Origin of the sequence: Chryseobacterium sp. PMSZPI, assembly GCF_002835665.1 — a bacterium.
Taxonomy (GTDB): domain Bacteria; phylum Bacteroidota; class Bacteroidia; order Flavobacteriales; family Weeksellaceae; genus Chryseobacterium.
The window spans coordinates 34,869-44,778 of record NZ_PIZV01000065.1; the positions used below are offsets into that span (position 1 = coordinate 34,869).

Annotated in this window: 7 protein-coding genes and 1 tRNA gene; 1 reads left to right on the forward strand and 7 read right to left on the reverse strand. The window is 34.7% G+C overall.

The genetic code is table 11. The annotated features are described in order from the left end of the window. Nucleotides 1–20: 20 nt before the first annotated feature. The 6 genes from CW752_RS13160 to CW752_RS13185 form a co-directional block, all read right to left on the reverse strand. A complete protein-coding gene (locus tag CW752_RS13160) occupies nt 21–1,610 on the reverse strand; it encodes a GldM family protein (protein ID WP_101240170.1) in 1,590 nt (529 codons plus the stop codon). A gap of 52 nt (nt 1,611–1,662) precedes the next feature. After that, nucleotides 1,663–2,355: a gliding motility protein GldL gene (gene gldL, locus CW752_RS13165; RefSeq protein ID WP_101240171.1), complete on the reverse strand. Its 693-nt coding sequence runs from the start codon at nt 2,353–2,355 to the stop codon at nt 1,663–1,665. 58 nt (nt 2,356–2,413) lie between these two features. Beyond that, complete coding sequence (gene gldK / locus CW752_RS13170; protein ID WP_101240172.1) at nt 2,414–3,835, reverse strand: gliding motility lipoprotein GldK; 1,422 nt, start codon at nt 3,833–3,835, stop codon at nt 2,414–2,416. Between the two features lie 109 nt (nt 3,836–3,944). Then, nucleotides 3,945–5,798, reverse strand: coding sequence for a glutamine--fructose-6-phosphate transaminase (isomerizing) (gene glmS, locus CW752_RS13175; protein WP_101240173.1), 1,854 nt, complete (start codon nt 5,796–5,798; stop codon nt 3,945–3,947). A 35-nt stretch (nt 5,799–5,833) separates the two neighbouring features. Next, entirely contained in the window at nt 5,834–7,438 is a 1,605-nt protein-coding gene (locus CW752_RS13180) for a DUF4270 family protein (protein ID WP_101240174.1), read from the reverse strand. A 14-nt stretch (nt 7,439–7,452) separates the two neighbouring features. After that, nucleotides 7,453–8,223, reverse strand: coding sequence for a glycogen/starch synthase (locus CW752_RS13185; RefSeq protein ID WP_101240175.1), 771 nt, complete (start codon nt 8,221–8,223; stop codon nt 7,453–7,455). Nucleotides 8,224–8,393: 170 nt separating this feature from the next. On the opposite strand from CW752_RS13185, the gene panC reads away from it, so the two are divergent. Continuing rightward, entirely contained in the window at nt 8,394–9,242 is an 849-nt protein-coding gene (gene panC, locus CW752_RS13190) for a pantoate--beta-alanine ligase (protein WP_101240176.1), read from the forward strand. 589 nt (nt 9,243–9,831) lie between these two features. Here panC and CW752_RS13195 read toward each other — a convergent pair. Next, nucleotides 9,832–9,904, reverse strand: a tRNA-Lys gene (locus CW752_RS13195). Between the last annotated feature and the right edge of the window lie 6 nt (nt 9,905–9,910).

The window sequence follows — 9,910 nt, forward strand, 5'->3', positions numbered from 1 at the left end:
AATAAATTACAATTTTAGTCCTATTGAACATTAATTAATATAGGAGTGATGTTTTTAATCTGTTGTCCTTCCAAGCCTTGAGCCGTAGCTTTAATATCAAAGATTGAAACTACATCTCCTGTTCTTAGGTTTTTCATTAATCCTGCTGCATCATTTAATGAATTTCCATGAATTAATAATGCTGCTCTACCAGGTACTCTAACCATAAATTGAGTTACAGTGAACGAAACCGGGAAGTCGAAGTCAGGAATAGCTGCCTGTACTGACTGATTTGGAATCGAAGTTGCCGGCATAGATAAAGTATTCAATCCTCTCATTTGTCCTTGAGGTGGTGGAACATTTTTAATTCTATATTCAAATACTTGTGATACTGTTTTACCATAAGGATCTGTACCGGATAATGTCAACTTAACAGTAGTTCCTGTTGTAGGTTTCACAACCCATTTACCTGGTCCTGTACTTCTTACAGAAGCTCCCGGAGCAGACAATGAAAGTTTAGAGTTATCAGCACCTAAGATAGATCCTGATACAGGGTTCTCCAATCCTCTATACATTACATTCATCTTATCTGCAGAAAGCAATAGACCTTTTTCAAGTTTAACTTCTCTTGGTCCTGCAATAACGTTATAAGTATGTGTCCAAGGGAAACTTTGTGGTTTACCTGAAGCATCTGTTAATGTAATAGTACCTCCTAATTTATGTTCTCCAATTCCAGCACCTGAAATTGAAATAGTACCTTTTCCGTTTTCTTGTCTGCTAACACCAGAGATGTTGATCTTATTGCTATTAGAATAAGTACCTAACATTACCTTCACTTCAGCTTGTTTTCCTGCCTGAATATCTACAGGACCTGAAACAATCGGCTCATAGCTTGTAAATTTGATACTAGCATCTACTTTTTCTTGTAGTAATAAAGCCAATGCATCAGACTGCACATTTCTGGCATCATTTTGGATAATTTCCAAATTAGAAATCGCTGCAATAAGCGGTTGGTGATAGAATTTATTCTGAAACCAAGTCTTATCATTTGGAGATTTACCTTTAGGATATTCTGCAATAAGCGACTTATTAGCTCTATCCACTAAATCTTTAAGCTGTGCGTTATTTCCAAAAGTTTTATTGATATAATCTCTTACATCGTCAATTTTACGTTTTAGATCTAATGCATTAGGGGAAGGGGTATTTTCATCTCCTTCTTTAAAGAAATATTCAGTAGTAGCTTCATTATTGTTCAAAGCAGCAAAATTCTCACTTACATCAAGATCTTTTCCGTTTTTGTCTTTATCATGAAACTCAGATTGTTTCTTTAACAAAATCTTGATATCCTGAGCAGATTTTACCAATACATCAATTTTGGTCTTCAATACTTTGTAGTCTTCCCAAGGTTTTGCATAGGTATCCGGAACCTGTTGAGCTTTAGCTTCAAGCGTTCTTTCAAAAATCTTTTCGTTCTTCTTCTCTGTTAAAGTTCTCGTTTCATTTAATGCTCTGGTAGAGTCATAGTATGACCTGATGATTTCTGCATCAATATTGAGGGCCATCATCGCGATGAAAACCAGATACATCAGGTTGATCATCTTCTGACGAGGGGTCTGTTTTCCTTGTGCCATTCTCTAGTTTTTTGTTTTTAATTAAGTAGTTAAATTTAGAAATGGTTAGGAATTAAGACTTCATAGCAGTTAACATACCGCCATACACTCTGTTTAAATTATTCAGATTAGAAGTTAGACCTTGTAGTTCTTGGTTAAATTTTTCAGACTGCTCTGCAGATTTTTGCATATCTGCTACATACTTGTTTGCATATTCAGATTGCTTTTTACCGTTTTCAAGTTGTAAAGCATATAAAGCATTCATACTTTCCATATGCTGAGCAGCTTTACTTAGTTGCTCATTATATTTGTGTGTAGAAGCAGATACGTCAACAGTTTGATTGATTTGATCTACAGAACTTGAAAATTTATCGATTCCTGTTCTTAATCTTTCAAATAATTGAACATCTAATTTAGCATCTTCAAGCATTTTATCTAATTTGTTTGAAAGAGAATTTTCTAATTCAGCAAATTGAGCGCCTGTATTTCTAGTTGTTACGTTAGAATGTAAAGGATTCGGGTTAGCATGTTTATCTAATAATTCAGGATAAACATTTTCCCAAGCATAAGACTCTTCAGTTTTTGGAGGGTCAAATGCGAAAATAATAAAGATAATAGCCTCTGTAATAAGCCCTACAGTAAGAGCCATATTACCGTTAATGGGTCCCAGGGTAATGTGAGTAATTTTAAGCCAAGCTCCAAGAATTACAATTGCAGCACCGAATGAATAAAAGAAATTCATCCAAGCATCTTTAGTCTTAAACATATTGAGTTAGTTTTTTTAATGTTAAATAAAATTGTTATTGAAAAATAATTGTAGTTAATTATCTGTTAACTCTTCTTGGCTTAACCGCTGCTTCAGGAATATCCTGAACAGTTCTAAATCCGATATAGCTTCTTGCTGAATCTTTTCTTTCCCAATCTCTCGCCCCTGTCATTAATGCATATCCTATATCTTTCCAAGATCCACCTCTTACAGATTTTCTAGTATCCTTTTTATCTTTTGTAGAAGGATTTAATGTAGAAGAGAACCCGTATGAAGAATTATTGTACGCAGATTCTGTCCATTCAGAAACGTTTCCAGCCATATCAAATAACCCAAACCCATTTTTCTTAAATTTCTTAACTGGAGCTGTATATGTATAAGTACCTTTTTTCTCGTCTTCCATGTAATTACCTCGCTTAGGCTTAAAGTTTGCCAAATAGCAACCTCTGTCATCCATTAAATATGGACCTCCCCAAGGGTAAGTAGCATTTTGCATTCCGCCTTTTGCCGCGTATTCCCATTCGATTTCAGTAGGAAGTCTGAAAATCATTGGTTTTTGTTTTTTCCTTTTTAAACTTTCGTTATAATCGGATTTTAATTTAGTTCTGAAGTTACAGTAAGCTCTCGCCTGATCCCAGGTAACCCCTACTACCGGATAGTTTTTATAAGCCTTGTGCCAGAAATACTGTTCAAACAATGGCTCATTATAAGCAAAGTGGAAATCTTTTACCCAAACGGTAGTATCAGGATACACTGCAATACTTTCATTCTTCAGGTAATTAGCACCTCTTTCGTTATCTGCAAGGGCAGCATCCATATCTCCCCAACGGTAAGTATATTTAAGCTTACTTACATCTAAAATTCTTTCGTTTCCTAATCTGGAAGAAGCAGGCAAATACATAGATTCCAGAACTTCAGCATATTCCACATCCGGATATTTTGAAGTACTCCAATGTAAAGGAATTTTCCAGTCTAATCTTTTGCTTGCGTCATATCCTCCATCTTCTCGGCCGCCCTGGCCTTCCATATATTCTTGATAAGGTGTTAAATTTTCTTCTTTTTTAGCAAGGTATGCATAGTCTCCTATTGCAGCTCCTTTACGCCCGCCTTCATCACCACCTTCTCCGGCAGCTTCAGCTAGTAAAGTTCTTGCGATAGAATCTCTTACATAGTTGATGAATACCCTGTATTCTGCATTAGTAGTTTCTGCTTCATCCATGAAGAAAGATGAAACAGTAACTGTTTTCAATGATGCTTTTTCAGGTGTATTTGTTGGATCCTGATCTGCGAGACCAGCAACAAATGAACCTGCAGGAATTGCAACCATTCCGTATGGTCTTTCCGCAACAAATGATTTCGTTTTTTCTCTTGGTATCAATTCTCCTTTTGTTCCTGGCTTCCCTACAGAAGAGCTGCCACCACCTGAACAAGATACCGATGCTACTGACGCAGACAATAATAAAAGAAATATCCTTTTCATGTTAATTTTTATAATTAAGCCGTAAATATATAATTTTTTTAAGAAACTTTTAAGATTTTTTTTGAAATAACGGAAGAAATCTAAATTTATTTTATTTACAACATTTTTTTTATTCCACGGTTACAGATTTTGCAAGATTTCTTGGCTGATCTACGTTTGCTCCTCTATATACAGCAATGTAATAAGCAAGCAATTGTAGAGGCACTGAAGCTACAATTGGTGAGAAACATTCTGAAGTTTCAGGGATTTCAATTACATAATCTGCCATTTCACTTACCTGACGATCTCCTTTGTTAACAACAGCGATCACTTTACCTTTTCTTGCTTTAATTTCCTGAACGTTACTTACAATTTTATCATAGTGTCCTTTTTTAGGTGCTATAATAACAATCGGCATATTTTCATCGATCAAAGCAATAGGTCCGTGCTTCATTTCTGCTGCAGGATATCCTTCTGCATGGATATAAGAAATTTCTTTTAATTTTAAAGCTCCCTCTAATGCCGCAGGATAATTATAACCTCTTCCTAAATAAAGGAAGTTTGTAGTATTCACAAAATCTCTTGAAATTTGTTGAATCTGCTCATGAGTAGAAGCTAAAACCTCTTCAATTCTCTTTGGAATAGCATCCAATTCAGCAATTAAGCTCATAAATTCAGCATTTCCTAAATTTCCATTATGCTTTCCTAATTTGAATGCAATCAGAGTAAGAATTGTAAGTTGAGCCGTAAATGCCTTTGTAGAAGCCACTCCAATTTCAGGACCGGCATGGGTATAAGAACCAGCATCAGTAATTCTTGCAATTGAAGAATCCACTACGTTACATATACCATATATAAATGCTCCTTTTTCTTTTGCTAATTTTAAAGCGGCCATTGTATCAGCTGTTTCTCCTGATTGAGAAATTGCAATAACAACGTCTTTGTCTGTAATAATAGGATTTCTGTATCTGAATTCTGAAGCGTATTCTACTTCCACAGGAATTCTTGCGTATTCTTCAATCAGATATTCACCAATAAGGCCTGCATGCCAAGAAGTTCCACAAGCAATAATAATAATTCTGTTGGCATTTTTGAACTTTTCAACATGATCCCAAATTCCAGCCATTTTAATAACTCCTTCACCTACAAGCAGTCTACCTCTCATAGTATCATGGATAGATTTTGGCTGTTCGAAAATTTCTTTAAGCATAAAGTGCTCATATCCCCCTTTTTCAATCTGCTCCAGACTTAACTTAAGCTTTTGAATTTCAGGTTCTATTTTAGAATTTTCATTAATTGTTCTTATGTCTACTCCATTTTCTAAAGAAATGGTTGCCATATGTCCTTCTTCAAGATAGATCGCTTCTTTTGTAAATTCTACAAAAGGAGATGCGTCAGAAGCAATAAAATATTCTTTTTCACCAATTCCAATAGCCAGAGGAGAACCTAATCTTCCAACTACTAAAACTCCCGGATAGTCTTCGTGAAGTACCGTAATAGCATAAGCTCCGTATACTTCATTCAATGCATATCTTACTGCTGTCGGGAAATCCGTTTCAGAATTAAGATCCATAAAATACTGAATAAGGTTTACCAATACTTCAGTATCTGTTTCAGATTTAAAAGTAAATCCTTTTTCAATAAGCATTGTTTTAATTGTATCATAATTTTCAATGATACCATTATGTACAATTGCTATTTTTCCATTATTTGACACATGGGGGTGAGAGTTTCTATCGCTTGGAACTCCATGGGTTGCCCAACGTGTATGTCCCATTCCTATTTTGGCTGTTCCTCTCAGCTGTTCCGAAATATTCACCAAATCATCGACCTTACCTTTTGTTTTTTCTACTGAAAATTTTTTATCCGAATTTTCCAAAACAATTCCGGCACTGTCATATCCTCTGTATTCTAATCTTCTAAGACCATTAATTACAATATCGTAAGCGTCTTGAAAACCTGTATATCCTACTATTCCGCACATATTTATTTTGTCTAGTGTTGTTTATTTATTGTGTTTTATTTTTTTGTAGCGTATGTAACTCTTAATTGGACTCTGTTGGCATTAGTTTTATCCGATCCAATTAAAACAGCTCTGTTCATATCAAATGCTCGTGATGTATATTTAGCCCCCCAAGTACCTCCTGAAGTTGTTTTCACAAATGATCCAATATTGATAAGCAACGGTTTATTTGTTGCCGCAGTCTCAACAATATCCTTAAGCGTTTTTGTTACCACGAAGTCATAATACTCAGGATCCTTGTTATAAACATACATATTAAATCCAGCCAATACATCTGATGTAAAGTCTGAGAAAGTAAGTTCACCTTCTTTTCCTTTACCATCTACCGGAAGAATCGTAAACTTACGATCTCCATCCACTGAATGTTTATTAGGCCATGTTAGAGATTTATCTACATACATTCTGATTTTAGCTCCTACGATTCCTGCCTTATCATTTTTATATAAAGTTTTCAGTGAGTCAATAGTAGTATCAGGAATTTTTACTCCAATAGAAGGACCACCCATTCCCTGAACAAAAAGCCTACGATCACCATTTTGGTCACTACTTGCAGCCAGTGCATCTGAAACACCAGATCCAATTCTGTTATACTCATATTGTCCAATATGAGCATTTCCGGCCCCTAAGTTAAACTTAAGTGTTGTTTGTGGCCTTGTTACGGTACCATTAGTATCTGTTTTATCATATTTATAATACATGATAAGTTCCATATCATTAGCTGAAAATTGGAAAAGATATTTATCTGTTTCATCCACAGAGATTCTTAATCCCTTAAAATATCTAATGAAGTTAGACGCATCCTGAAGTTCAGGTTGTCCTTTTTTATCAACAATACGGGTTTGGAAGAAATCTTTATCCAATTTCATTCTAAATCCAAGATTACCGGTAAATACATTGGAATTATCAGATTTTTTGGTAACAGTTACCGTACTTACTTTTCCGTCAAATACTGCAGAACCTAGCAATGCACCTGTACCCACATTTACATTTGAGCGTGTGAACGCTTTATCACTAGGATCGATAAATGTAGTAATCTCATTTACATTTATTTTCATTGATCCACCTATTTTACCATACTTACGTACCGGGTAAGTTTTTTTCTCAATAGAAACTGCCACTTTTTCATCTCCTACAGGAAAATCATTCACGTCGTATGCACCAGGGGCTTTAATAGAATCAGAGATATAATAAGTATCATCTGATGTATTTGCTGGTGTTCTTAGTACTAAGACTACAGAATCTACTTTTGCTTTAGGACCATTAAAGTCAAAATTGTCCACAGGCATTCTCATTTGCGTAATATAAGACGCCTTCTGCATTCCGAACTGCTTTTCGGTGAAAGCACCCAAAACTCCGATACTTGTAGAACCCCCTTGAGTATTCAACACACTGATCAGTCTTGAAGCATCACTTCTGATGGAATCATTATTATTGATGTTATAAGCAATAAGGTTATATAACTTTTCATTACCTTGTGCTGCATCTTTATTAAAGAGTTGCTCACCAAGAGAATCCGGATCAGGTTCGCAGTTATAAAGTATTGCACTTCCGAAAATCGCCAGCATTAAAACGGCGAATGTCCTTTTAAGAGTATGAGTCATTAAAAATGTGTTTTTTAATAAAGTTTGTTGATAGAATCTATGTCAAGATACTCTGATTTCTGAGTAGTTGTTTCGTTGAAAGCCTTATCCAGATCTTCATCTAAAAATTCATCTCCTTTTACTACATTATCTACATAGTTCATACTTTCGATAACAAAACTTTTAATTGTTGGGTTATCTAACGCTTTTAATCCTGAAATATTATCGAACTTCAATTTTTCATCGATTTTTTTATCCAGGTCAGCATCTTTCTCATTGTATAGAGAAAGAACAATTTTGGCATCCTTGAAGTAAGTATCGGATTCGTAGTATGTTTTAAGATAAATTGGAACAAAAGAAGACATCCAACCATTTAAATGGATAACATCCGGTACCCAGTTTAATTTCTTAATGGTTTCAATCACACCTCTGGCAAAGAATATAGCTCTTTCGTCGTTATCGTCGAAAGGTGTACCTTCATCGTCGAAATAGTACTGTTTTCTTTTGAAGTATTCTTCATTGTCAATAAAGTAAACCTGAAGTCTTTCCCCCGGAAGAGACGCTACTTTAATGATTAAAGGCTGATCCAAATCGTTGATAATAATATTCATCCCTGAAAGACGAATTACCTCATGAAGCTGGAATTTCCTCTCACTTATTTGTCCAAATCTTGGCATAAAAACTCTTACATCATTGCCTTCATTGTGCATCTTAAGCGCCATTTTGTTTACCACAGCAGCCATATTTGTGTCTTCCTGATAAGGATACATCTCTGTAGTAATGTACAGTATTTTTTGATTCGGCATAAACTTTCTATCTAATTTTTGTAAAAATGCTTTAATGTGCAAAATTACAAAAAAACATCCAACATTATTTTAATTAACATTTTTTTACGAAATTTCCCTTTCTAAAGTAGTGAAAACCGATATTATTATGTGATATTTTTAGTATTTTTGAATAAGTATTAAAATAAACTATGGAAGTTATAAAAAATAAAAAAGTTCTTCAGGATTTCATTGAAAGACAGAAAGAAATGGGAAAAAAAATCGGCTTCGCTCCCACTATGGGAGCTCTACACAAAGGTCATCTTTCTCTCTATGAAGAAGCAGCAAAGGAGAATGACCTTGTTATTTCTTCAATTTTTGTAAATCCAACCCAATTTAACAATGCAGAAGATCTTGAAAAATATCCAAGAGATATCAAGAGAGATATTTTAATTCTGGAAAACTCAGGTCTCGTAGATGCAGTTTACATTCCTGAAGTAATAGATATTTACCCTGAAAAAGCAGAAAGTAAGAATTATGACTTTGACGGATTAGAAAATGAAATGGAAGGAAAGTCGAGACCGGGACATTTTGACGGTGTTGGCACTGTAGTAGAAGAGCTTTTCAGGCAGGTGCAACCCGACAATGCTTATTTTGGAGAAAAAGATTTCCAACAACTAGCTATCATCAGGAAAATGGTAGAGAAAAAACAACTTCCTGTAAAAATAAAAGGGGTACCTATTTACAGAGCTGAAAACGGATTGGCATTAAGCTCAAGAAATCAAAGATTACATGAAGACCGTAAAGAAGCATCTAAAATCATTTACGAAACATTAAACAAAGTCAATGATTGGTTCAGAACCGTTACAATACCGGAAATAAAGGAAAGAGTAGCCGACATTTTTGATCAACAGAAAGGAATGCAGCTAGAATATTTCCTGATTGCTGATGAGAAAACACTACAGGAAACTGACTTTTTCTACAAAGACAGAAATTTCAGAGCCTTTATTGTAGTCGTGGTAGATGGTGTCCGATTAATTGACAATATGCATCTGGACTAATCTTCACGGTATACTTTTTTTATAAAATACAAACTCTGGTGGCTATTGTTATCAGAGTTTTTTTGGAACAAGAGCAAAAGTTGTGGGACTTAGAATATTTAGATCAGTTTAATTTTAAAATTTCACGCAAAGGATTTCTATTATCTGGTGTTGTATTTTAGGAAGCAAAGGCTGAATCAATTGTATTGATTCTTTCTAAGCACACGCATATCTACATCGCTTCATCAGAGACTTTTGTCGCTTTCTTAGCTCTCTTATCAATAATGAATTGAATCTTGTCTTTGCGTTGAAATAAAATTTCAATATAAAGCTTAGAGGATTAAAAAGATAATTCATTTTTTTCTTCAGATTAACTATTTTTTTACCCAGCCCACAAGTTTTGCACCTAATTCCATTTTTTCCTCTTTAGATTAACCAAAGTTTTTGCCTAGTCCACAACTTTTGAGATTGATCCCTATTGTTGTCAGAGTTTTTAATTTATTATAACAATGGTTTTAATACAAAAAATCAAAGGCCTCCGGAAGGAAGCCTTTGAAACACCAAATCACAAAATATTAATATGAAAAAAATTTACTTTTCAGTAAACTTGTGACCCGGCTGGGATTCGAACCCAGGACCCATACATTAAAAGTGTATTGCTCTACCAGCTGAGCTACCGAGTCGGCCAC

Excerpts from the sequence above, each read along its gene's own strand:
- CW752_RS13160 (WP_101240170.1), bottom strand. The coding sequence starts at position 1,610 with ATGGCACAAGGAAAACAGACCCCTCGTCAGAAGATGATCAACCTGATG.
- gldL (WP_101240171.1), bottom strand. The coding sequence starts at position 2,355 with ATGTTTAAGACTAAAGATGCTTGGATGAATTTCTTTTATTCATTCGGT.
- gldK (WP_101240172.1), bottom strand. The coding sequence starts at position 3,835 with ATGAAAAGGATATTTCTTTTATTATTGTCTGCGTCAGTAGCATCGGTA.
- glmS (WP_101240173.1), bottom strand. The coding sequence starts at position 5,798 with ATGTGCGGAATAGTAGGATATACAGGTTTTCAAGACGCTTACGATATT.
- CW752_RS13180 (WP_101240174.1), bottom strand. The coding sequence starts at position 7,438 with ATGACTCATACTCTTAAAAGGACATTCGCCGTTTTAATGCTGGCGATT.
- CW752_RS13185 (WP_101240175.1), bottom strand. The coding sequence starts at position 8,223 with ATGCCGAATCAAAAAATACTGTACATTACTACAGAGATGTATCCTTAT.
- panC (WP_101240176.1), top strand. The coding sequence starts at position 8,394 with ATGGAAGTTATAAAAAATAAAAAAGTTCTTCAGGATTTCATTGAAAGA.